Below are 21,878 nucleotides of genomic sequence, written 5' to 3'. Positions count from 1 at the left end.
GACGACGCGATCCTCTTTGATTGTCGTGGCAGTGGTGGCGGCTGACATATTCGATACTCCCAAACCGTAGGATTTATTTCCAACCTTGGAAATATGTTCTTGCTTTGCTCAGATGTTCAGCAACCGTAGTCCGACATCGTTCGTGGTCAGTTTTCTGGAAAAGTCGGTTCGGGAGATGTGATCTTCTCACGACGATGATTCAAACTCATCGACTATCGTGCGAGGTTCAGCCGGTGGATGTCGAAGAATTCCTTACATTTCGCCCCGTATTGAAAATGGATGTTTTGCAACTGACCTTCCGCAACTCCATCTGAATAGAGACCATTTATGTTCAGCTTCAGCGACTCTTCGGTTTCCCTTGGGAGTAGGTAGCCGGTCGAATAAACACGGGGACCACTATAGTTTTTGGAAGTTGGTTTTGCGTTCAAAAGCTGCATATTTTGATTGGCAAATGCGAATCCTAAAAAGACGATACGTTTCGCGCCGGTGATGGCTCGCTGGATATCGTCCAAGATTTCCGGCTCTCTGATCGTCTCAGACCAAGTGATGAGGTTTTCAGCCATTCTTGCGAATTTTTCCGACGCACCAAAGGGAAGATCGTCAAGCTCACCAAGTTTTCCGTAGGGGTGAACAATCCGGATATTTCTTACGATCTCTCTGGCTTGAGCGAGAGATACATCATGGAAGCTTCGCGCAATTGCATGTTCGAGATATTGTTCAATGCATCGATCATAATTGAAGCAGATGATCGTGATGTTGCTGCCAATTTTCTCTATTTCGCTCGCTTTAATTCCACTGATCAGTGTCTTGAAGAACGCCCAAATCCACGTGTCATTTGCTCCGGAAATGCTCTGATCAAATCCGCGTTTGGAACCCAGTATCGAATCTTCTTCAGCGAGAGAGATGGCATAGGCAATCTGTAATTTGCCAACCTCTGCAATAATTGGATCGTCGGAATACCGATAAATGTACTCGTCAATGCTGTCGGCACTCTCTATTCCATCACGTATTCGCCACGAGGCTTCCAAGCGTTTATTGTACTCGTGTACTTCTCCGTGCTTTGTCCTCCCGATCGTCCGGTCGTAGTGATTGACAATGCGGCTCGGTCCCTTCGTAAAGCTTCCATGGTCGTACACGAAGTCGCAATTCGTTTTGATCGCAGTTGTTAAGCCTGATCCGATCGGGAATCCAAACTCCGCGCTTGATCCAGCACCTATGACGAAGACCGTATTATCCTTGAACAACTGGCGTCCTCCGGCGAGCGCAATGAATAACGAGAAACGAGCGGCTATATTAGATTGCCAGATTGCGATTGCGCACCAACGCAACCGGTAATTCACAACAAGTTTTTTGGATGAAGTTCGCGACGAAGCAGGAACTACTCTGATGCGGTCACAGCCGAGGCTCCGAAGCTGTCATCCCTACTTGGCAGTTCAAATGCTATCCGATGGAATCTCTTTCAGCCAGGTAGCCAAATCGCAGCGAACACGACGGACCCGCTCTCGCTCTTCGATATGCCGCCTGTTCTGCGCCTTACCCCGCCTTTGCGGCGATCACGAGAACGACGAAGCAGGCGAAAAGAAGGGTCGGGACCGAAACGGCGACCATTCGGTATTCCTCGTGATCGTGTATCCGCCGGAGAAAACCGCGTAGGCAAGCCCAGCGGCTTGCCACCACGTCAATAAGATTTCGGTCATCCTTCTGTCTCCGCGTTCAGTCGAATTCTGCCAGAGCTGCTAAGTCGTCCTTGATGCTTTTCAGCGCCTTGGCGTGTAAAACTGCCTCATCAATGAAGCCGTGTTGCCTAAGTAATTTTATCCGCTTTTTGCAGAGCCGGTAGAATTCAATTCGTGCTTTTTCGTCTACTGCGATGATGTCGTATGGATGCTTGTCCAATGCATATTCCTTTTACGGAATATGCCTTCTTTCATGATGTATAAGTGGCGAGCGCCTCACGTCAGGCATATTGATTTCGATTTGCTTATTATAGATTGCTCAATTTCTCTTCGATGTAATCGATTCCTGCTTCTCCTTTACTAATGCTATCGCTTTTTCGATTGCATCGAGTTTTTTGCGCATCGAATAGCCTTTGCCGTATTTCGCGGTGATGCTGCCGTCGTGACCGACTATGCTTTGCAGCCAACTGTCCTGCATTCCGTCCACCTCTCTGAGCCAATCGATGAATCTGTGCCGGAATGAGTATGTGGTCTTATCGGGAGCAACCTGTTTGATCTGCTTGTTCGCAACGGCAGACAGTGCTTCTGATCCGTTGGACCGGCAGTATCGCGGGAAGCCATGACGGAACGCCTTGGCGACTTCCAGCGCCGGACCTACAAGCGGGATATCCCGTGGTCGGTTTTCCGTCTTCAAGCTCTTGCGATTTGGATTGGGACCGATGTGGATGAAGGGGATTTCTTCGTCCAAATGGATATCAGACTCGTGCAGGTAGACGATTTCCGATGCGATCGCTCCAGTATATTCCATCAGAGTCAGCACCGCCTTCAACTCGTCATTGGCTTGAGATTCCTCCATTTTCTCATGCAGAGCAATGATCTCTGTTTCGGTGAAGGGTTGACGCTTTTCCTTGTCGTTGCCTCGATGTTCAACTTTCGCGTCTTCAAAAGGGTTTTCTCGCTTCGGGAAATCTGTTTTGAAAACTTTCGCGACCATTGCGTTGAGGAACAGCAGTTTCTTGTTTGCCGTCTCGGACGTGAACCTTACGTTCCTATCCGCCACACGCTTTGACAGGTTCACGACGTAGTCACCGACGGTCTTGGTCGTGATAGTCAATACGTCGAGATCGCCCATTTCACGCTTGAAGTCCTTGATCGGCTCCAAGTAGCGGTTCCATTTCTTCTGATGGGCACGGTGGTCAAGGTCATTCCATTTGCCCGCCGCCAACTCTTGGTAGCGTTTGAACAGGTCATCCAGCGAAAGCGAGTCTTCTACGACACCACCAATCAAAGCGATTTCCTGTCTGGTCGGTACGGCGAGACGATCAAGCAACTTATGCGAGGCGTTTAGCATCAGGACTTTGTCCTTGGTGCTGGCATTCTGAATTTCTTGAGCGGTGTAATGTTCGAAGCCGAGAAGAGCCGCTTTCTCTGCTGAATCCTTGGAGCTCATCGGGGTGTCCGACGCCACGTCGTAGGTCAGAAACAATGTCTTGTATTGCAGGACTCGTTGAGCGGCGCTGGCATTCGCGACTGTTCTACTGGTCGTATTGAGCGTTTCCCAAATTTCCCGCTTACCTTCAAAGCGATGGCGATGGACTTCAGGAATAGCGATACGAAAACTGTAATTGCCGCTCTTTCGACGGACGATGTGGTTCTTGGTCATGATCGAGACCTGAAATAAATGCTGTCGTCGAGCAACGCGACGTTTCAGCGAAATTTGAAATGGGGAGGTAAAGGCGCTTCCCGGAGGATGTCGCTCTTAATGTCGTATAGACTGCCACAAAGGCGGTGACGTCGTCAATAACGAATTGCGTTTGACGTCGGAAATATTTTCGTCCGGACGAATGAATATTTGGATCGTAAGTAGATCGGAATTTGAAATGATTTCAAATCTTGTCTTTACTGAAGACAACGTTGAAATCGTAGCGCGGAATCGTAGCATTCCGTAGCGAAACACAGTTAAATCATTGATTTTATTTAGAATTTTGGCGCACCCGACAGGATTCGAACCTGTGACCTTTGGAATCGGAATCCAACACTCTATCCAGCTGAGCTACGGGTGCTAACCGTGAAAGGCGATGACTCGCCTCCGTCCGATGGTGGTTCTTAACTCAGGATCTGGCCCGCATCAATCGCCAATTTGCGATGGCCGCAAATCATCCAGGCTCGATATCGGGTTTTGTTGGAAGCCAGACCTTCCGCCTCCAGCCCCTGCGGCGATCGCAGCGACGAGTTCAAGATAATTTGTCTTACCGAGCCGGCTCATCTGCTCTAAGTGAGGCCGTGGCGTCCCAGCCGGTTAAAAATGCAGATCAGGAGAAGCGCATGGCGCTGACAGCTTCCACACCCCGTTCCCGCGCCGGTATCGGCTATGCCATCGTCCTGACGCTGGGCATGGCGGCGACCGTCGGCGGGGCGCTCGCTTTCCAGTATATCGGCGGCTACATCCCCTGCGCGCTCTGCCTCCTGCAGCGCAATCCCTATTATTACGGCATCCCCGTCGGCATTCTGGCGATCGTCGCCTCGGCGATCGGCCTGCCCTCCTGGGTCACCCGTGCGCTGCTGGTCGTCATCGGCGTGATGATGCTGGTCGGCGCCGGCATGGGCGTCTATCACTCGGGCGTCGAATGGGCCTTCTGGGAAGGTCCGGCGAGCTGCGGCGGCGGGGCCGGCGTCACCACCAATGCCGGCAGCCTGCTGTCGGACCTGAACACCGTGCACGGCCCGTCCTGTACCGAAGCGGCTCTCCGCGTGCTCGGCCTCTCCTTTGCCGGCTGGAACGTGATCGCCAGCGTCATCCTCGCCGCCATCGCATTTACCGGGGCAAAAAAGGCCGCGTGAAGCGGCCTTCGTCCTATCGAATACCGGCGCGATCCGTCTCGCCTTACGGCTGCAGTTCCGTATCCCAGTAGAGATAGTCCATCCAGCTTTCATGCAGGTAGTTCGGCGGGAAGAGCCGGCCGTTATTGTGCAGGTCCTGCACCGTCGGCTGATATGGCTTCTGGTGCGGGAACATGCCGGCCTGCTTCGGCAGCTTGCTGCCTTTCCTCAGATTGCAGGGCGAACAGGCGGCCACGACATTTTCCCAGGTGGTCTCGCCGCCATGGGCGCGCGGGATGACATGGTCGAAGGTCAGGTCGTCGTGTTCACCGCAATACTGGCACTCGAACCGGTCGCGCAGGAAGACGTTGAACCGGGTAAAGGCCGGGTTGCGGGTCGGCTGGACATAGGTCTTGAGGCTGACGACGCTCGGCAGCTTCATCGAGAAACTCGGCGAGCAGACCGACTGATCGTATTCCGCGATGATGTTCACACGGTCGAGGAAAACCGCCTTGATCGCGTCCTGCCAGGACCAAAGCGACAAGGGATAATAACTCAGCGGCCGGTAGTCAGCGTTCAGAACGAGCGCCGGCAGGGCCTGCGGGGAGACTGCAATCGTCAAGTGACGCTCCTACCCGATTCGGCATCTGTACTTTCTATATTAGGTCCGTTGTTACAGGATTGTGAAGCCCAATAAATGCAGTGGGATACTCTGGCCCGGCTTCAGGTCAAAGGTGTGACATCGCGACGCATTTTCGCCGCGTAATAAGCCCAGAAAAGCCTTGCCGCGACGGAACGCCACGGGCTCCATATGCGTGCCGCGGCAGCCAGGTTTTTGGACGAAGGCCGGGCCTCCAGGCCGAAACCGTGAGCCACCGCCGCCTGCAGCGCCACGTCGCCGGCCGGGAATATATCGGCATGCCCGCCGCAGAACATCAGGTAGACTTCCGCCGTCCAGGGGCCGATGCCGGGCAGCGCGGTCATCTGCCGGATGGCTTCCGCCGTTTCGAGCGCGCAGACGGACGCGAGGTCGAAATGCCCTTCCGAAATTGCTGTGGACAAGTTGAGAAGCGTCGCCGCCTTGGCCCGCGACAGGCCGAACGTCGCGACGACGGCCGGGTCGAGCGCGCGATACCCATCCGCGGTGACCGGACCGGCCGCCACCATCCTCCGCCAGATCGCCTCGGCGCTCGCCCTCGACACCATCTGCGAGACGATGATCGAGGCAAGGCCTGAAAAACCCGGCTCGTTCAGCCTGAGCGGCACCGGGCCGGAGACCTCGACGATCGCCGTAAGTCGCGGGTCGAGCTCGACAAGCGCTTCGAGCCCCGCCCGAATGTCCGAATGATCGCGGATGATGGACACCCTCGCCTCTCCCATGGCCGTTTTTCAAAAAGCATGGCAGAAGAAACCATGCCCGCCTCGCCTCCAGATAAACCGGTCTATCGTTTCGCGCCAAGCCCGAACGGGCTCCTGCATCTCGGCCATGCCCTGTCCGCACTCCTCAACCACGACATGGCGGAAGCAGTCGGCGGCCGTTTCCTGCTGCGCATCGAGGATATCGACCTGACGCGCTGCACGCCGGAATTCGAGGCGGCGATCTATCGCGATCTTGCGTGGCTCGGGCTCGACTGGGAAAAACCGGTGCGGCGCCAGTCCGAACATTTCGACGCCTACCATGAGGCCCTCGCCCGGTTGTCCGAAATGGGCGTCGTCTATCCGGCGTTTCTCACCCGCGGCGAGGTGAAAGCCAAGGTCGCGGCTTGCGAGGCGGACGGGAAAAGCTGGCCGCGCGATCCGGACGGCTCGCCGCTTTACCCCGATGACGACCGGCATCGCAGCGAGACGGAGCGGAGGAAGCTGACCGCCGACGGTGTCCGGCATGCCTTTCGCCTCGACATGCAAAAGGCGCTTGGTCTCATCGCGGCACCCTTGAGCTGGACCGAGACCGGAGACCGCGGCGAGATCCCCGCCGATCCGTCGGCCTGGGGCGATGTGGTCCTGTCCCGCTCCGATGCGCCGTCGAGCTACCATCTTTCGGTGACGGTGGACGACGCGGCGCAGGGGATCACCCACGTGGTGCGCGGGCTCGACCTCTTCGAGGCGACGGCGGTACACCGCCTGCTGCAGGAGTTGCTGGAGCTTCCGCAGCCGGTCTATCACCACCACCGGCTGGTCGTCGGTGCGGACGGCAGGAAACTGTCGAAAAGCGAAGGCTCAACCGGGCTCGCGGCGCTTCGCGACCGGGGCCTCTCGGGCAGCGATATTCGCCGCCTCGTTGGCCTTTGAGCGGATTTTCTCCTTTTCGCGATGCGCCTTCCGGCGGCGCGAGAAGACCGAGTAGATCTTGTACTTCATCAGCGCGGCATTGAACTCGGCACCGAGCATGAAGATGACGCCCACCATGTAAAGGAAGATCAGCACGATCATGATCGACGCCAGACCGGCATAGGTGGCGGTATAATTGGCGAAGGTCGAGAGATAGGCGGCAAAACCGAGCCCGAAACCCGTCCAGACGACGATCGTCAACGTCACCCCCGGGATGATGTCGATCAGGCGGCGATTGCCGGCCGGCAGCCACTTGTGGGAGGCCAACAGGCCCATCAGAAGCAGCAGGGCGGTGCCGTAGAGCCCCCAGTTTGCCGCGGTGGTGAGGTCGCTGATCAGCCATGGAAAGTAGAAGCGGGTCTCGGCAAAACGCAACGCCACGGGCACGGCAAGCAGCAGAATGCTGATGACCGCAAAGATCACGACCAGGATGACGACGTAACCGAGGCTCGCCAGGCGCGTCACATACCAGGGCCGGGTTTCCGTGACGCGGTAGGCTCGATTGAGCGAAATGCGCAATGCCTCGACGCCATTCGACGCGAAATAGGCGGCCGCCAGCACCGAGATCGTCAAAAGGCCGCCGCGCGGGATTTCCAGGACACGCTGCAGTTCTGAGGCGATGGGCTGCGCGATATCGGCCGGCCAGGTATCGAAGAGCAGGTGGACCGTCGTCTGCGAGAAATCCCCGGCGCCGAGGAAACCGGCAAGTGCCGTGCCGAAGATCAGGAACGGAAACAGCGCGAGCAGGCCGGATAGCGCGACATGGCTCGCCATTGCCCAGCCATCGTCATCCGAGAAGTGCCAATAGGCGTCCCAAAGCACTTTGAAGGCGAGGCGATACCACCGGACGGGGCGGTTTTCTTCGGACAATTGCAACTCCGTTGTGACGTCGCGGGAAATATGGGAGGAACTCATCCGATTGTACAGGGAACCTTATTCAATGGCCGAAAATAGAACGATCATCGTTACCGGCTGTTCCTCCGGCATCGGTGCCCATTGCGCCCGGGCTCTGAAGGCGGACGGCTGGCGGGTGTTCGCGACGGTGCGCAAGGCAGCCGATCTCGCAGCCCTGGAAGCGGACGGCATCGAGGCCCTGCTGATGGATTATACCAGGCCGGACACGATCGAGGCCCTGGTCGAAACGGTGCTCGGGCGCACCGGCGGACGACTCGACGCGCTGTTCAACAACGGCGCCTACGGCCAGGCGGGGGCAGTGGAGGACTTGAGCACCGACGTGCTGCGCCAGCAGTTCGAGACCAATTTCTTCGGCTGGCACGAGCTGACGCGGCGGGTGATCCCGGTCATGCGCGCAAGGGGCCATGGCCGCATCGTCAACTGTTCGTCGATCCTGGGCCTCCTGCCCTATCGTTACCGCGGCGCCTACACGGCCTCGAAATACGCGCTCGAGGGCCTGACCATTACCATGCGCATGGAGCTCGAGGGCAGCGGCATCGGGGTGAGCCTGATCGAACCCGGTCCGATCGCCTCGCGCTTCACCGCCAATGCGCTTTCCAAGATCCGGGAGCATGTCGATCTCGAGGGTTCGGTGCATGCCAAGCAGTATGAGCGGCAGCTCAGGCGCCTCGACGGGCGGGGCCAGATCAGCCGCCATAAACTTGGCCCGGAAGCGGTCTACGACGTCTTGACGCATGCCTTGACCGCGCCTCGCCCGAAGCCGCATTATCTGGTAACCAAGCCCGCCAAGCAGGGCGCTTTCCTGAAAAGAATACTCCCGGCCGCGCTCTTTTATAAATTGATGCGCCGGCTGGATTGAAAGGCAGCAATCGACAATGTCCACTTTCACAACCGTGCTGACCCTGATCGTCATGGGCCTCGTCGTGCTCGTCCTGATCCGCGGGCTGTTCAACATGATGAAGGGCACCGACGCCAACAAGTCCAACAAGCTGATGCAGCTGCGTATCCTCTTGCAGGCGGTTGCAATCGTCCTCATCATGCTCACTCTCTGGATTACGGGCGGCGGTCGCCCGACCTGATTCTGATGATGGCGGATGGTAAAGCTCAACAAGATCTACACGCGCACCGGCGATAACGGCACCACGGCGCTGGTCTCAGGCCCGCGCCGCGACAAGCACGACCTGCGCGTCGAAGCCTATGGCACGGTAGACGAGACCAATTCGACGATCGGGCTCGCCCGCCTGCAGACCGCCGGTTTGGCCGACCTCGACGCCATGCTGTTCCGCATCCAGAACGATCTCTTCGATCTGGGCGCCGATCTTGCGGCGCCCGATACCGGCGAAAAACTCGACTACGAGCCGCTTCGCATCGTCGAAGCCCAGGCAACGCGGCTTGAGGCGGAGATCGACGCGCTCAACGCCCATCTCGATCCGCTGACATCCTTCGTGCTGCCGGGCGGCTCGCCCGCCGCAGCTCACCTGCATCTCGCCCGCACCGTTTCCCGCCGCGCCGAACGGCTGATGGTCGAGCTGTCGCGAACCGAGACCGTCGGTATTGCGGCGCTGAAATATATCAACCGGCTTTCCGACTTTCTGTTCGTGGCGGCGCGCTTCGCCAATGACGGCGGCAAGGCCGATATCCTCTGGGTCCCGGGAAAAAACCGGTAACCGCAACGGGCGGAGAAGCCACAGCATGTTCATCCCGCTGCACGACGCCGTCGAACTCAAATACATCCGCGTGCAATACGTCACGATCAGCATCATCGCCATCAATGTGCTCGCATGGCTGTTTACGAATTTCTCCGCACCGGAAGTCGCCGAGCGCGCCTCGCTCGGGCTCGGCTTCATTCCGGCTGTGATCTTCGACTATGCGACGCTCGATCCCTCGCTGGTGATCGTGCCGGACGATCTGACCTTCGTCACCTATGCCTTCCTGCACATGGATTTCTGGCATCTCGCCTCGAACATGCTGTTCCTCTGGGTGTTCGGCGACAATGTCGAGGATGCGCTCGGGCATCTCAAATTCCTCGCCTTCTATCTCCTCTGCGCGGCGGCGGGTGCCGCCCTGCATGGATTCGTGGCATCGAATTCGGAAGGGCCGCTGATCGGTGCATCGGGGGCGATCTCCGGCGTTGTGGCCGCCTATTTCCTGCTTCATCCGCGTGTGCGGGTCTGGGTGCTGGTGCTGTTTCGTATTCCGTTGCCGCTGCCGGCCTTCATTCCGCTGGCGCTCTGGATCGTCCAGCAGTTCGCCATGCTGGCCCTCGATCTCGACGGAATGGTTTCCTGGGGCGCTCATGTGGGCGGCATCGTCGCCGGTGCGATCCTGGTGCTGTTCATGCGCCGCAGGGGTGTGCCGCTGTTCGACCGCAACATCGTCACCCCCAAGGCCGTCGAGCGGAAGCCGGGCGTTCGCGATGTCGCTGCGGCAACCGAATAGAACTATGAGAAAACGGCAATGCCCAGCGGCAGATCCGCGTTGTAATCGCGCGAAAAATGCGTATCCATGTCGCCCACTGACAAATGAGGACGCGGCAAATGTCGCAATTTGCGGCCGGAGATAGTCAAGGAAGGACCCCATGAAGATTCTCGTGCCTGTGAAGCGGGTTGTTGATTACAACGTGAAGATCCGAGTGAAGCCGGATGGAACGGGCGTTGAACTCGCCAACGTGAAGATGTCGATGAACCCGTTCGACGAGATTTCCGTCGAGGAGGCCCTGCGTCTGAAGGAAGCGGGCAAGGCCGAGGAAGTGGTGGTCGTTTCGATCGGCCCCGCCAAGGCGGAAGAAACGCTGCGCACCGCGCTCGCCATGGGCGCCGACCGGGCGATCCTGGTCGAGACCGACGACGTGGTCGAGCCGCTTGCCGTCGCCAAGATCCTGAAAGGCATCGTCGACGCCGAACAGCCGGGCCTGATCATCGTCGGCAAGCAGGCGATCGACGACGACAGTAACCAGACCGGCCAGATGCTGGCCGCTCTTCTCGGTTCCGCCCAGGCGACGTTCGCCTCGAAGATCGAGCTTGCCGACGGTTCCGCCCCGGGGACAGCAAAGGTCACCCGCGAAGTCGATGGCGGCCTGCAGACGATCGAGGTCAAGCTTCCGGCGGTCGTCACCACCGACCTGCGCTTGAACGAGCCGCGTTACGCCTCGCTGCCGAACATCATGAAGGCCAAGAAGAAGCCGCTCGACAAGAAGACGCCCGCCGATTTCGGCGTCGACACCGCGCCGCGCCTGAAGGTGCTGAAGACCGAGGAACCGGGCGGCCGCAAGGCCGGCATCAAGGTGAAGACGGTCGAGGAACTGGTCGGCGCCTTGAAGACCGCCGGCGTTCTGTAAGGGAAAGGGAGAACATCACCATGGCCATTCTTCTTCTCGCCGAACACGACGGTTCGAGCCTCAACGACCAGACCGCCAAGGCGCTCTCGGCAGCCTCTAAAATCGGCGGCGACGTGCATGTGCTGGTCGCCGGTTCCGGTGCCAAGGCTGCTGCCGATGCGGCTTCCAAGCTTGCCGGCGTTTCCAAGGTCCTGCTGGCCGACGACGCGGGCCTCGCCAACAACCTCGCCGAGCCGCTGGCGGCGCTCATCGTTTCGCTCGCCGATTCCTATGAGGTGATCATCGCGCCGGCAACGGCGTCGGCCAAGAACGTCATGCCGCGCGTCGCAGCGCTGCTCGACGTCGCCCAGGTCTCGGAAATCATCGAAGTGGTTTCCTCAGACACGTTCAAGCGTCCGATCTATGCCGGCAACGCCATCCAGACGGTGCAGTCGACCGACGCCAAGAAGGTGATCACCGTGCGCACCGCCTCCTTCCAGGCTGCCGGCGAAGGTGGTTCCGCCTCGGTCGAGGCCGTCTCGGCTGCCGCAAACCCGGGCGTTTCCTCGTTCGTCTCCGATGCGCTCTCGTCGTCGGAACGTCCGGAACTGACCTCTGCCAAGATCATCATCTCCGGCGGCCGGGCGCTTGGCTCGTCGGAGAAATTCCAGGAGGTCATCCTGCCGGTCGCCGACAAGCTCGGCGCTGCCGTCGGTGCATCGCGTGCTGCGGTGGATGCGGGCTATGCCCCGAACGACTGGCAAGTCGGCCAGACGGGCAAGGTGGTCGCGCCCGATCTCTACATCGCGGCCGGCATTTCCGGTGCCATCCAGCATCTCGCCGGCATGAAGGACAGTAAGGTCATCGTCGCCATCAACAAGGACGAGGAAGCCCCGATCTTCCAGGTCGCAGACTTTGGCATCGTCGGCGATCTCTTCGAAATCCTGCCGAAGCTCGAAAAGGCTTTGTGAGCTTTTGTTCATTTCGCAAGCGCGAAAAATGCTGGCAAAACCACAAACAGCGGAATAACAATCTGCCGGGCTGCATACATGCAGTCCGGCATTTTCATAAAATCGGCGTACGCTGGGGCTAGCGTAAACGCCCAGGGAGCGAAACCATGGGTCTGGTCATAAAAAACATCGGCATCATCGGAGCAGGCCAGATGGGCTGCGGCATTGCACATGTTTCGGCTTTGGCCGGCTACAGGGTGCAGATGTACGATGTTTCCAAGGACCGGATCGAGGCAGCGCTCGCAACCATCAACGGCAATCTCGCCCGCCAGGTCTCCAACGGCAAACTCGGCGACGACGAACGCAAGGCCGCACTTGCGCTGATTTCCGGTTCTTCCGACCTCAACGACCTCGCCCCGATGGACATGGTGATCGAGGCCGCGACCGAGGACGAAAGCGTCAAGCGCAAGATCTATTCGCAGGTCTGTCCGGTCCTTAAACCCGAGGCCCTGCTCGCCACCAATACCTCGTCGCTGTCCATTACCCGCCTCGCATCCGCCACCGACCGTCCGGAGCGTTTCATGGGGATTCACTTCATGAACCCGGTTCCGGTCATGAAGCTCGTGGAACTGGTGCGCGGCATCGCCACCGATGAGCCGACTTTCCGGGCCGCCAGGGACTATGTGACCGCGCTCGAGAAAACCGCGACGGTCGCGGAAGACTTTCCGGCCTTCATCGTCAACCGCATCCTGCTGCCGATGATCAACGAGGCGATCTACACCCTTTATGAAGGCGTCGGCTCGGTCGAGGCGATCGACACCGCCATGAAACTCGGCGCCAACCACCCGATGGGCCCGCTGCAGCTCGCCGATTTCATCGGCCTCGATACCTGCCTGTCGATCATGCAGGTCCTGCACGATGGGCTCGCCGACAGCAAATACCGCCCCTGCCCGCTTCTGGTGAAATATGTCGAAGCCGGCTGGCTCGGCCGGAAATCCGGCCGCGGGTTCTACGACTATCGCGGCGAAGTGCCGGTTCCGACGCGGTAAGCGGACCCTGCTGTGGCCTTGCCTTGTCAGAAAAGGCATTGCCAACTATATTGAGGGAGTGAGAGGCGAGCTTTCGCCCGCCCCTCTAGATCACCTCCGGAATAACACCCGCACGGTTACTTGCCAGTTCGTGCGGGTTTTCCGTATGGTGACCGTGATGCTAAATGGCCTGGACCACATAGATCACTCCTCCGGTTGAATGGCGAGGCCCTCGCCGGGTCGAAGCGGCCTATCCTCTCCGAGGAGCATGGCAGTGCGCGTCTGCTTTCGTCATCACAACCAAAAGCAGCATAGAGTAGAGATTTACATTACTTCAATTGGAAAGTTGTCGGCTTAGGGCGCCTTGGCTGCCGCAATCAGCGCCTTTGCATCCGGGCTGTCCCAGGCAGCCGGGCCGTTCATCGCCGAGATCAGGCAGCCTTGTCTGTCCATCACCAGCGTCACCGGCAGGCCAAAGGCGAGGCCTTCCTTCTTGAGCGAATTGAAGACGCCCATCGAGCTGTCGCGATAGTAGCCGAGCGTATCGACCCCGTATTCCGCGAGGAAAGCCTTCGGTTTTTCGTCGCTGCCGGTATCGATATTGACCGCCACGACCTCGAAATCCTTACTCCCCATGCCCTTCTGCAGCGCGTTCAGGGCCGGCATCTCTTCCCGGCACGGGCCGCACCAGGTTGCCCAGAGGTTGAGCAGCACCGTCTTGCCGGCAAAATCGGCCGTCCTGAGATCTTTTCCGTCCGGCCCCTTGAAGGCAAGGTCGAGCGGTCGCGGCGGCTGGGCGGCAACCATGGCGGCGACCTGGCCCCTTGCGAATTGCGAAACCGACTTCACCCTTTCGATCGCGCCTTCGCAGGCACCGGCGGATTGGGCGAGGAGGCCGGACTCGCCATTGCCAGACCCCACACTCCTCACGTATACCGCCACGGCACCGGCAAGTATTCCCGCGACGGCGGCAATCACGATCAATCTGGCGGACGGAAGGCCGAAAGGTCTTTTGGTCGTCATCAACTACTCCAGGACTAGGCATCATGGCTGACGGCACGAAGGACGCAGTATCCTCCAACCAGATGTGGGGCGGACGCTTCGCTTCAGGGCCGGATGCGATCATGGAGGAGATAAATGCCTCGATCGGTTTCGACAAGAAGCTCTTCGCCCAGGATATCCGCGGCTCAATAGCGCATGCGACGATGCTTGCGGAAAAGGGCATCATTTCGAGCGAAGATAAAGACAAGATCGTATCCGGCCTGAACACGATCATGTCAGAGATCGAAAGCGGCCAGTTCGAGTTCTCGCGCAAGCTCGAAGACATCCATATGAATGTCGAAGCGCGGCTGGCGACGCTGATTGGCCCCGCGGCCGGACGCCTGCACACCGCCCGCTCGCGCAACGACCAGGTGGCGCTCGATTTCCGGCTTTGGGTCAAGGAAGAACTCGTCAAGACCGAGAAGATGCTGACCGGCCTGATCGCCGCCTTCCTCGATCGCGCCGAGGAACATGCCGATACCGTCATGCCCGGCTTCACCCATCTGCAGACCGCCCAGCCGGTCACCTTCGGCCATCACTGCATGGCCTATGTGGAAATGTTCGGCCGTGACCGCGCCCGCGTGCGCCACGCGATCGACCATCTCGACGAAAGTCCGATCGGCGCCGCGGCCCTTGCCGGCACGCCCTACCCGATCGACCGCCACATGACGGCGAAGGCGCTCGGCTTCCGCGAGCCGACCCGCAACTCGATCGACACCGTCTCCGACCGCGATTTCGCGCTGGAATTCCTGTCGGTGGCGGCGATCTGCGCCGTGCACCTGTCGCGCCTTGCCGAAGAGATCGTCATCTGGTCGACGCCGCAGTTCGGGTTCGTGCGCCTGTCGGACGCGTTCTCGACCGGCTCCTCGATCATGCCCCAGAAGAAGAACCCGGATGCCGCCGAACTGGTGCGCGCCAAGACCGGCCGCATCAACGGCTCGCTGGTGGCGCTGCTGACCGTCATGAAGGGCCTGCCGCTCGCCTATTCCAAGGACATGCAGGAAGACAAGGAACAGGTCTTCGATTGCGCCGAAAACCTGGAACTGGCGATCGCCGCGATGACCGGCATGATGCGCGACATGACCATCCGCGCCGACAAGATGCGGGCTGCGGCCGGCGCCGGTTTCTCGACCGCGACCGACCTTGCCGACTGGCTGGTGCGCGAGGTCGGCCTTCCCTTCCGCGAAGCCCATCACGTCACCGGGCGCGCCGTGGCGCTTGCCGAAGAGAAGGGCTGCGACCTTTCCGAACTGCCGCTCGAAGAGCTGCAGTCGATCAATCCGGCGATCACCGACAAGGTCTTCAACGTCCTGTCGGTCGATGCCTCCGTCGCCAGCCGCACCAGCTTCGGCGGCACGGCGCCTGCCGAAGTCCGCAAGCAGATTGCCTGGTGGCGCGCCAGGAATTGACGACGGCCGCGACGAACGCTTGAGAAGTGATGCCGGATAGTGACTGCACAAGCGCGTGGAACTTCGCTATGAAAGTTCCGCAGCCGTGCCGGAGAAGGAATAGAATGTCGAAGTCCCTGGTAAAAATCGCCCGCATCACTCTTGTTCTGAGCCTCGCCGGCATCGTTGTCGTCGGCTGCGGCCGCAAGGGCGGCCTCGACCGCCCCAGCACGCCGGTGGAGCAGCAGAACGTCCGCAAGAGCGGCAAGCCGGGCGCGCAGAAAGCCGAACCGGTTGCCGAGCGCCCCTTCCTGCTTGATCCGCTTCTGTAATTTTCGAGTTTTGCCGTGAACCATTTCCATTACATCGACGGCGTGCTGCACGCCGAGAACGTGCCGATCCCGGAAATCGCGAAGGCCGTCGGCACGCCCTTCTACGTCTACTCGACGGCCACTCTGGAGCGTCATTACAAGGTTTTCGCAAAGGCGTTTTCCGACGTCGACGCCATGGTCTGCTACGCCATGAAGGCGAATTCTAACCAGGCGGTGCTGAAGACGCTCGGCCGGCTCGGCGCCGGTGTCGATGTCGTGTCCGGCGGCGAACTGCGCCGGGCACTGGCGGCCGGTATTCCGGCAAGCCGCATCATGTTCTCGGGCGTCGGCAAGACCGTGCCGGAAATGGATCTGGCGCTGCAAGCCGGCATCTACTGCTTTAACGTCGAATCCGAGCCGGAGCTGGAGGTCCTGAACCTGCGCGCTCTGAAGGCCGGCAGAAAGGCGCATGTCTCCTTCCGCATCAATCCGGACGTCGATGCCGGCACGCATGCCAAGATCTCGACCGGCAAGAAGGAAAACAAGTTCGGCATACCTTACGAGCGCGCCCGCGCCGTTTACGCCCATGCTGCAACCCTTGACGGCATCGACGTCACCGGCATCGACATGCATATCGGCAGCCAGATCACCGAACTGCAGCCTTTCGAACATGCCTTCCGGCTGCTGCGCGAACTGGTCGATACGCTGCGCGGCGACGGCCATCGCATCGATCACGTCGATATCGGCGGAGGCCTCGGCATTCCCTATCGCGAGGACAACAACCCGCCGCCGCTTCCCGATGCCTATGCGGAAACGGTCAAGCGCCAGCTGCGGTCGCTGGAATGCAAGATCGTCACCGAACCGGGCCGGTTGATCGTCGGCAATGCCGGCATTCTGGTGACCGAGGTCATCTACGTGAAGGATGGCGGCGAAAAGTCCTTCGTGATCGTCGACGGCGCGATGAACGACCTGATCCGCCCGACGCTCTACGACGCCTATCACATGATCCGCCCGGTCGTCGTGCCGGCCGCCGATGCGCCGCGCATCAAGGGCGACGTCGTCGGCCCGGTCTGCGAAACCGGCGACTACCTGGCGCTCGACCGCGAGATGGCGGAACCCAAGCCCGGCGACCTGATTGCCGTCGCTTCGGCAGGCGCCTATGGCGCCGTGCAGGCGGGAACCTACAACACGCGGCTGCTGGTGCCCGAGGTTCTGGTAAAGGGTTCCGAGTTCCATGTGGTGCGTCCGCGCGGCACTTACGAAGAACTCATCGGCCTCGACTCCGTGCCCGCGTGGCTTGCATGAGCGCCTGACACGACGTTCACTTTTGCGGGAAATCCGGGAAATTATGGGGGCGGCCCGCCCCCTGCCCTCGTCTTCGCCACAAACATCGTTATCTTGAAAGCTTGATTTGCGCCGCCACGACTGGAGACGGACCGCATGAGCTTCATCCGCAAAGGTGCCTTCGAATTGCATCCTGTGCTTGCGCGTCGCGTCGCACTGAAACGGTCCTTCGCACGGATCGTGTTGTTTTTCGAACGGATTTTGCCGCTGCTGCTCGCCCCTCTCGGGATCGCGGCCCTCTTCCTGTCGGCCGCCTGGTTCGGGATTTTCCGGGTCGCTCCTGATTGGGTGCGCTGGATCCTGGTCGGCGGCTTCGCCTTTGCCTTCGTTTATGCGCTTCTGCCGTTCAGCCGCCTGCGCTGGCCGGCGGTGGCCGAAGCCGACCGGCTTCTGGAAGTCCGCAACAACCTGCCGCACCAGCCGGTCGGCGTGCAGGACGATCAACCGGCTTTCGAAACACCCTTCTCCCGCGCGCTCTGGAAGGAACACCAGATCCGCATGGCCGAGCGCATTGCAGCGCTCGATGCCGGCCTGCCGCAGCCCGATATCGCCCGGCACGACCGGTTCGCGCTTCGCGCCATTCCCGCGCTCGTCTTCGTCGTCGCGCTCGGTTATTCCTTCTCGAACGGCGGCGGCTCTCCTGCCGATGCCTTCCGGCCTGCGCCGCCGGCGCCGAGCATCAATCCGGACCTGCGCATCGACGCATGGCTGACGCCGCCCTCCTATACCGGCCGTGCGCCGATCTTTTTGACGGGCCGCGAGGCGACCGCGGCTGTTGCCTCCGTCTCCACCCCGCAGAATTCGGCCCTGACCGTGCGCGTCACCGGCGGTGAAGGCGGAGAGGCCGTTGTTTTTGCCCCAAAGGCCGGCGGGCAGCCGTCGACCTTGATCACCGAGGAAGCCAAGAAGGCGGCAGAAGCCGCAGCCCAGCAGCAGCCACAGAGTGCCCCGGGACAGCAGGCGCAGCAGACGGCCCAGGCACCTGCCCAGCCGGCCGCACCGCAACAACCCAACCAGCAGCGGCCGCCCCGCACCTATGCGCTCAACGTCGGCGAGAGCGGCAGCCTGACCGTCAATGGCCAGACCTGGGCCTTCGAGGTCATCCCGGATCGCCCCCCCGAAATTGCCTTCGAAGGCCAGCCGAAGCCCTCGGTCAACGGCGCGCTGGAGATCGGCTTCACCGGCAAGGACGATTACGGCATTCGCGAAGCCCATGCGCTGATCGAGCCCGTCGGCCCGACGGATCCGGCCGCCACCCCGCTTTATCCGCCACCGGACTACCGGCTCGATCTGCCGCGGCAGAACAGCCGCGAGGTCAAGGGCCTGACGAGCCGCAGCCTTATCGAGCACCCGCTTGCCGGCAAGCGGGTCAAGATCACCCTGATCGCCAAGGACGGCGCCGGCCAGACCGGCCGCAGCCCGACCCATGAAATGGTGCTGCCATCGCGCGGCTTCTCCGAACCGCTCGCCGCAGCCGTCGCCGAAGAGCGCCAGGTCTTCGCGCTCGACACCCGCCGGATGCCCCGCGCCATCGAGCTCAACGAGGCCTTGGCGATCCGTCCCGACGAAACCATCCCGAACCTCAGCCATTTCCTGCTGATCCGCTCGGCGCTCGAGCGCATGAAGCTCGCCCGCAACGAGGAACAGCTGAAGGATACGGCCGAATATCTCTGGGAAATCGCCCTCGGCATCGAGGATGGCGACCTGTCGCAGGCCGAACGCCGGTTGCGCGACGCCCAGCGCAATCTTGCCGAAGCGCTGCAGAACAAGGCCTCCGACCAGGAAATCGCAAAGCTGATGCAGGAACTGCGCGAAGCCATGCAGCAGTTCATGAACGAACTGGCGCAGCGGATGCAGAACGCCCCGCAGGCACCCAACACCATGCAGTCGCAGAACGTCATCCGCCAGCGCGACCTGCAGAACATGATGGACCAGATCGAGAACCTCGCTCGGTCCGGCAATCGCGATGCCGCCCAGCAGATGCTCAACGAACTGCAGCGGATGATGAACAACCTGCAGGCAGGCAGGCCGCAGCGCGGCCAGCAGGGCCAGCAGCAGCAGAACAGCCAGATGCGCCAGCAGATCGACAAGCTTGGTGAGATCATGCAGGAACAGCAGCGGCTGATGGACCAGACCTTCAAGCTGGACCAGGCGCTGCGCGACCGCATGCAGCGCGGCGATCCGAACGAACGCCCGGGCCAGGAAGGCCAGCAGCAGGGCCAGCAGCAACAAGGTCAGCAGGGCCAACAGGGTCAGCAAGGGCAGCAGAACACCGACCAGATGACCGCCGAGCAGCTTCGCGAGGCGCTGAAGAACCTGCGCGCACAGCAGGAAGGCCTCGGCAAGAAGCTGGACGAACTGCAGAAAGCCCTCAAGGGACTTGGAATGCAGCCCGGCGAAGGGTTCGGCAAGGCGCAGAGCGAGATGGGCAATGCCGGCAAGGCGCTCGGCGAAGGCCAGGGCGAGCAGGCCGTGCAGGGACAGGGCAACGCCCTCAACGCGCTGCGTCAGGGCGCCCAGAACATGATGCAGCAGATGATGCAGGCCATGCAGCAGCAGGGTCAGGGCCAAGGCCAGGACCGCGGCGGACCGGGCGAGAACATGACCTCGCAAGGCGGCCAGAACGGCCGCGACCCGCTTGGCCGCCCGCGCGCCACGGTAGGCCCGGATTTCGGCGATCAGGTGAAGGTACCGGACGAGATCGACGTCCAGCGCGCCCGGGAAATCCTCGAAGCGATCCGCCAAAAACTCGGCAATGCCCTCTCCGGCGAAGCGGAGCGGCAGTATCTGGAGCGACTTCTGGACATTCGCTGATTAAACGGAAACTTGGGCTCCGGCGCCTCAGGCGGCCCGGCAGTTCCCCGAGGACAGCGCCGCCGCGACGGCACGGCGGATATCGGGCAGCGCGAACGGCTTCTGCACCACGTCGATGATCTTGGTCGCAAGATCGTCGGCCCGCTCCCGCTGCTCCGCATAACCGGTCATCAGCAGGATCTTGAGTTCCGGGAACCTGGCGGATGCCTGGTGCACCAGTTCGATACCGTCCATGACCGGCATGCGGATGTCGGACAGCAGCAGATCGAACGGACCTTCGTTCAGCTTTTCAAGCCCTTCGGCGCCGTCAGCCGCTTCATGGGTCTCATGACCATCGAGACGAAGCGCCCGCGCAACGAACATGCGAAGGGAATCCTCGTCCTCGGTAATCAGGATTTTTGCCATGGCGGTGATCGCTCCCGTGTTTTGTTTGTATGGGACGCAAATCAACAGAGTTTTCTTGTCGAGGAGTAAACGCCGGTCCATTGCGGACCGACATGGTTAACACCTCGTCTCACCCGGCGCGGGCGTATCGCTCAGGCGTCTCCGGTCACGACGCCCACGAAAGGCAGCTCGCGGAAGGCGTATGCCACATCCATGCCGTAACCGACGACGAAGTAATCCGGGCATTCGAAACCCACGTAATCCGCCTCCAGATTCTCCTGGCGCTTGACGCGCTTGTCAAGCAGCACGGCGATCGAGACGTTGCGGGCACCGCGCTCGTAAAGCAATTCCTTGGCGAATTTCAGCGTCCGGCCGGATTCGAGGATGTCGTCGATCAGCAGCACGTCGCGGTCCTTCACGTCGCTGTCGATGTCCTTGACGATCCGCACGCCTTGCGAAACGGTGCCGGCGCCATAGCTCGAGAGCGTGACGAACTCCACTTCCGGCGCAAGGCCCACGTCATGCAGCGCCCGCAAAAGGTCGGCGGCGAAGATGAACGAGCCCTTGAGGATGGCGATGACCAGCAGATCCTTGGTCGGCCCTGTGGCGATCTGTGCCGCGATCGCGTGGTTGCGCTCGGCGATCTGTTCGGCGGTATAAAGCGGCTCGATGTTTTTGCCGCGTACGACGGGCATGAGGTTCTCCTACGTGTCCGTAAAAAACCGCGATACCACAATCGGCCGAGAAAGAGAAAGCGTCAGGCGCCCCGTTCGGCAAAGGAAAGCCGCAGATCGGGCAGTTTTCCACCGGGGTGGGGCACGCGCGCTGAGAAGCCGCGGCTCTGACCGCCTTCGATGGACGAGACGGGCGGCGAGATCAGCGTCGTCGCAACGAGCGACTGCCCGGACATCAGTTCGGCGCGGATCTGCGGCATGACGCGATTGTCGCCGCTGCGGTTTTCCACGATGCCGTTGATCAAGAGCACGCGCATGCCGTTGGCATCCTGCGGGGTCATCGTGACATGGGTGATGTCGAGGGTTGGCCCGCTCTCTGCCGTCGCCGAGCCGGCGAACAGAAAGGTGAAGCCCCCCGCAATGCTGAAAACGGTAACGAAGACGACCGCCACCATCGCCGAGAAGAAATCGGCGGAAAGGCCCCTCAGGCCACGCTCGATGCCGGCAAGCGCCCGCTCTGCCAACGACGGTACGGCAGCGGCAGATGGCGCGCGCCTGGTGCGATTGTCGTTGTGCGAGCGCGGCGTCGGACCGCGGCGGAAGGTCTCGCGAACAGGGACGAACTGGGCGTCGATCACCTCGCCGCGCCGCTGGCTCACCCTTGTGGTGCGGATGGAAGGTTCCGGCGGCAGGATGTCCATCCGCGCCGTTGTCTTGCCCTGATGGCTGCCAAATGTGCTCATGGGGCCCTCTTCGGCCCGTTTTCCCCGTAGTTCGGGATGGCGGGCATTGAATCGAATCCCGCCTAGTCGTAAATTCAAATGGTTAACGCTTCGCAAATAAGGCCTGAAATTAGCCCTTTTCCGCGCGTGATTTACCGTTCGTTTAC

General features: G+C 60.6%; 23 protein-coding genes and 1 tRNA gene. 13 read left to right on the top strand and 11 right to left on the bottom strand.

All coding sequences use genetic code 11. The annotated features are described in order from the left end of the window. Nucleotides 1-212: 212 nt before the first annotated feature. From J2X76_RS23670 to J2X76_RS23655, 4 genes are all read right to left on the bottom strand, one after another. Complete coding sequence (locus tag J2X76_RS23670) at nt 213-1,244, bottom strand: hypothetical protein (RefSeq protein WP_310219790.1); 1,032 nt, start codon at nt 1,242-1,244, stop codon at nt 213-215. 469 nt (nt 1,245-1,713) lie between these two features. Beyond that, nucleotides 1,714-1,896 carry a hypothetical protein gene (locus J2X76_RS23665; RefSeq protein WP_310219787.1) on the bottom strand — a complete coding sequence of 61 codons (183 nt, stop codon included), beginning with the start codon at nt 1,894-1,896 and terminating at the stop codon, nt 1,714-1,716. A gap of 99 nt (nt 1,897-1,995) precedes the next feature. Then, nucleotides 1,996-3,339 (bottom strand): DUF6538 domain-containing protein, encoded by a 1,344-nt coding sequence (locus J2X76_RS23660; protein ID WP_310219785.1) that lies wholly within the window; start codon nt 3,337-3,339, stop codon nt 1,996-1,998. A 323-nt stretch (nt 3,340-3,662) separates the two neighbouring features. Continuing rightward, nucleotides 3,663-3,739 (bottom strand) — tRNA-Arg (locus J2X76_RS23655). 262 nt (nt 3,740-4,001) lie between these two features. Between J2X76_RS23655 and J2X76_RS23650 the strand changes: the two genes are divergently transcribed. Further along, entirely contained in the window at nt 4,002-4,517 is a 516-nt protein-coding gene (locus J2X76_RS23650; protein WP_113126120.1) for a disulfide bond formation protein B, read from the top strand. Nucleotides 4,518-4,560: 43 nt separating this feature from the next. Here the strand turns inward: J2X76_RS23650 and J2X76_RS23645 are convergent, their stop codons facing one another. Together J2X76_RS23645 and J2X76_RS23640 are read right to left on the bottom strand one after the other, a co-directional pair. Beyond that, nucleotides 4,561-5,118 carry an HNH endonuclease gene (locus tag J2X76_RS23645; RefSeq protein ID WP_113126121.1) on the bottom strand — a complete coding sequence of 186 codons (558 nt, stop codon included), beginning with the start codon at nt 5,116-5,118 and terminating at the stop codon, nt 4,561-4,563. Nucleotides 5,119-5,219: 101 nt separating this feature from the next. Further along, nucleotides 5,220-5,861 carry a DNA-3-methyladenine glycosylase gene (locus J2X76_RS23640; protein ID WP_113126153.1) on the bottom strand — a complete coding sequence of 214 codons (642 nt, stop codon included), beginning with the start codon at nt 5,859-5,861 and terminating at the stop codon, nt 5,220-5,222. 33 nt (nt 5,862-5,894) lie between these two features. Between J2X76_RS23640 and gluQRS the strand changes: the two genes are divergently transcribed. After that, nucleotides 5,895-6,785 carry a tRNA glutamyl-Q(34) synthetase GluQRS gene (gene gluQRS, locus J2X76_RS23635; RefSeq protein ID WP_310219782.1) on the top strand — a complete coding sequence of 297 codons (891 nt, stop codon included), beginning with the start codon at nt 5,895-5,897 and terminating at the stop codon, nt 6,783-6,785. Here the strand turns inward: gluQRS and J2X76_RS23630 are convergent. Next, nucleotides 6,714-7,694, bottom strand: coding sequence for a YihY/virulence factor BrkB family protein (locus tag J2X76_RS23630; RefSeq protein WP_310219780.1), 981 nt, complete (start codon nt 7,692-7,694; stop codon nt 6,714-6,716). The two genes, gluQRS and J2X76_RS23630, sit on opposite strands and share 72 nt — an antisense overlap. A 70-nt stretch (nt 7,695-7,764) precedes the next feature. On the opposite strand from J2X76_RS23630, the gene J2X76_RS23625 reads away from it, so the two are divergent. The 7 genes from J2X76_RS23625 to J2X76_RS23595 all read left to right on the top strand — a co-directional run bounded on the left by J2X76_RS23625 (nt 7,765) and on the right by J2X76_RS23595 (nt 13,054). Beyond that, nucleotides 7,765-8,598: an SDR family oxidoreductase gene (locus J2X76_RS23625; protein WP_310219779.1), complete on the top strand. Its 834-nt coding sequence runs from the start codon at nt 7,765-7,767 to the stop codon at nt 8,596-8,598. A gap of 16 nt (nt 8,599-8,614) precedes the next feature. Beyond that, entirely contained in the window at nt 8,615-8,818 is a 204-nt protein-coding gene (locus J2X76_RS23620; protein WP_113126125.1) for a twin transmembrane helix small protein, read from the top strand. 15 nt (nt 8,819-8,833) lie between these two features. Further along, nucleotides 8,834-9,406, top strand: a complete 573-nt coding sequence (locus tag J2X76_RS23615) for a cob(I)yrinic acid a,c-diamide adenosyltransferase (protein ID WP_310219775.1) — start codon at nt 8,834-8,836, stop codon at nt 9,404-9,406. A 25-nt stretch (nt 9,407-9,431) separates the two neighbouring features. Next, nucleotides 9,432-10,178, top strand: a complete 747-nt coding sequence (locus tag J2X76_RS23610) for a rhomboid family intramembrane serine protease (protein WP_113126127.1) — start codon at nt 9,432-9,434, stop codon at nt 10,176-10,178. 139 nt (nt 10,179-10,317) lie between these two features. Continuing rightward, a complete protein-coding gene (locus J2X76_RS23605; RefSeq protein ID WP_310219772.1) occupies nt 10,318-11,076 on the top strand; it encodes an electron transfer flavoprotein subunit beta/FixA family protein in 759 nt (252 codons plus the stop codon). Between the two features lie 20 nt (nt 11,077-11,096). Further along, entirely contained in the window at nt 11,097-12,026 is a 930-nt protein-coding gene (locus J2X76_RS23600) for an electron transfer flavoprotein subunit alpha/FixB family protein (protein ID WP_310219770.1), read from the top strand. Nucleotides 12,027-12,172: 146 nt separating this feature from the next. Then, complete coding sequence (locus J2X76_RS23595) at nt 12,173-13,054, top strand: 3-hydroxybutyryl-CoA dehydrogenase (protein ID WP_113126130.1); 882 nt, start codon at nt 12,173-12,175, stop codon at nt 13,052-13,054. 333 nt (nt 13,055-13,387) lie between these two features. On the opposite strand, the gene tlpA is transcribed toward J2X76_RS23595, so the two are convergent. Beyond that, nucleotides 13,388-14,056 (bottom strand): thiol:disulfide interchange protein TlpA, encoded by a 669-nt coding sequence (gene tlpA, locus J2X76_RS23590; protein ID WP_310219769.1) that lies wholly within the window; start codon nt 14,054-14,056, stop codon nt 13,388-13,390. Nucleotides 14,057-14,079: 23 nt separating this feature from the next. Here tlpA and argH point away from each other — a divergent pair, with 23 nt between their 5' ends. The 4 genes from argH to J2X76_RS23570 all read left to right on the top strand — a co-directional run bounded on the left by argH (nt 14,080) and on the right by J2X76_RS23570 (nt 19,931). Beyond that, the gene (argH, locus tag J2X76_RS23585; RefSeq protein WP_113284296.1) at nt 14,080-15,483 is read left to right on the top strand and encodes an argininosuccinate lyase; all 1,404 of its coding nucleotides are present in this window, start codon (nt 14,080-14,082) and stop codon (nt 15,481-15,483) included. 104 nt (nt 15,484-15,587) lie between these two features. Further along, complete coding sequence (locus J2X76_RS23580) at nt 15,588-15,794, top strand: LPS translocon maturation chaperone LptM (RefSeq protein ID WP_113126133.1); 207 nt, start codon at nt 15,588-15,590, stop codon at nt 15,792-15,794. A 15-nt stretch (nt 15,795-15,809) separates the two neighbouring features. After that, nucleotides 15,810-17,078 carry a diaminopimelate decarboxylase gene (gene lysA / locus J2X76_RS23575; RefSeq protein WP_310219766.1) on the top strand — a complete coding sequence of 423 codons (1,269 nt, stop codon included), beginning with the start codon at nt 15,810-15,812 and terminating at the stop codon, nt 17,076-17,078. Between the two features lie 135 nt (nt 17,079-17,213). Beyond that, a complete protein-coding gene (locus J2X76_RS23570; protein ID WP_310219764.1) occupies nt 17,214-19,931 on the top strand; it encodes a TIGR02302 family protein in 2,718 nt (905 codons plus the stop codon). A gap of 27 nt (nt 19,932-19,958) precedes the next feature. Here J2X76_RS23570 and J2X76_RS23565 read toward each other — a convergent pair whose 3' ends face one another. The 3 genes from J2X76_RS23565 to J2X76_RS23555 form a co-directional block, all read right to left on the bottom strand. Beyond that, a complete protein-coding gene (locus tag J2X76_RS23565) occupies nt 19,959-20,336 on the bottom strand; it encodes a response regulator (protein WP_113126136.1) in 378 nt (125 codons plus the stop codon). 131 nt (nt 20,337-20,467) lie between these two features. Next, on the bottom strand, nt 20,468-21,010 hold the full coding sequence (gene hpt, locus J2X76_RS23560) for a hypoxanthine phosphoribosyltransferase (protein WP_113126137.1): 543 nt from the start codon (nt 21,008-21,010) through the stop codon (nt 20,468-20,470). 62 nt (nt 21,011-21,072) lie between these two features. Beyond that, complete coding sequence (locus J2X76_RS23555; protein WP_113284293.1) at nt 21,073-21,732, bottom strand: hypothetical protein; 660 nt, start codon at nt 21,730-21,732, stop codon at nt 21,073-21,075. Nucleotides 21,733-21,878 lie beyond the last annotated feature (146 nt).

Source organism: Neorhizobium sp. 2083 (assembly GCF_031455615.1).
Classification (GTDB): Bacteria; Pseudomonadota; Alphaproteobacteria; order Rhizobiales; family Rhizobiaceae; genus Neorhizobium.
Note: the sequence above shows the minus strand (reverse complement) of the source record. Positions and strands in the feature narration are given on the sequence as shown.

Bases quoted from the DNA above. Each gene is read 5' to 3' on its own strand.
- J2X76_RS23660 (WP_310219785.1), bottom strand. From the start codon at position 3,339: ATGACCAAGAACCACATCGTCCGTCGAAAGAGCGGCAATTACAGTTTT.
- J2X76_RS23650 (WP_113126120.1), top strand. From the start codon at position 4,002: ATGGCGCTGACAGCTTCCACACCCCGTTCCCGCGCCGGTATCGGCTAT.
- gluQRS (WP_310219782.1), top strand. From the start codon at position 5,895: ATGGCAGAAGAAACCATGCCCGCCTCGCCTCCAGATAAACCGGTCTAT.
- J2X76_RS23625 (WP_310219779.1), top strand. From the start codon at position 7,765: ATGGCCGAAAATAGAACGATCATCGTTACCGGCTGTTCCTCCGGCATC.
- J2X76_RS23620 (WP_113126125.1), top strand. From the start codon at position 8,615: ATGTCCACTTTCACAACCGTGCTGACCCTGATCGTCATGGGCCTCGTC.
- J2X76_RS23615 (WP_310219775.1), top strand. From the start codon at position 8,834: ATGGTAAAGCTCAACAAGATCTACACGCGCACCGGCGATAACGGCACC.
- J2X76_RS23610 (WP_113126127.1), top strand. From the start codon at position 9,432: ATGTTCATCCCGCTGCACGACGCCGTCGAACTCAAATACATCCGCGTG.
- J2X76_RS23605 (WP_310219772.1), top strand. From the start codon at position 10,318: ATGAAGATTCTCGTGCCTGTGAAGCGGGTTGTTGATTACAACGTGAAG.
- J2X76_RS23600 (WP_310219770.1), top strand. From the start codon at position 11,097: ATGGCCATTCTTCTTCTCGCCGAACACGACGGTTCGAGCCTCAACGAC.
- J2X76_RS23595 (WP_113126130.1), top strand. From the start codon at position 12,173: ATGGGTCTGGTCATAAAAAACATCGGCATCATCGGAGCAGGCCAGATG.
- tlpA (WP_310219769.1), bottom strand. From the start codon at position 14,056: ATGACGACCAAAAGACCTTTCGGCCTTCCGTCCGCCAGATTGATCGTG.
- argH (WP_113284296.1), top strand. From the start codon at position 14,080: ATGGCTGACGGCACGAAGGACGCAGTATCCTCCAACCAGATGTGGGGC.
- J2X76_RS23580 (WP_113126133.1), top strand. From the start codon at position 15,588: ATGTCGAAGTCCCTGGTAAAAATCGCCCGCATCACTCTTGTTCTGAGC.
- J2X76_RS23570 (WP_310219764.1), top strand. From the start codon at position 17,214: ATGAGCTTCATCCGCAAAGGTGCCTTCGAATTGCATCCTGTGCTTGCG.
- J2X76_RS23565 (WP_113126136.1), bottom strand. From the start codon at position 20,336: ATGGCAAAAATCCTGATTACCGAGGACGAGGATTCCCTTCGCATGTTC.
- hpt (WP_113126137.1), bottom strand. From the start codon at position 21,010: ATGCCCGTCGTACGCGGCAAAAACATCGAGCCGCTTTATACCGCCGAA.
- J2X76_RS23555 (WP_113284293.1), bottom strand. From the start codon at position 21,732: ATGAGCACATTTGGCAGCCATCAGGGCAAGACAACGGCGCGGATGGAC.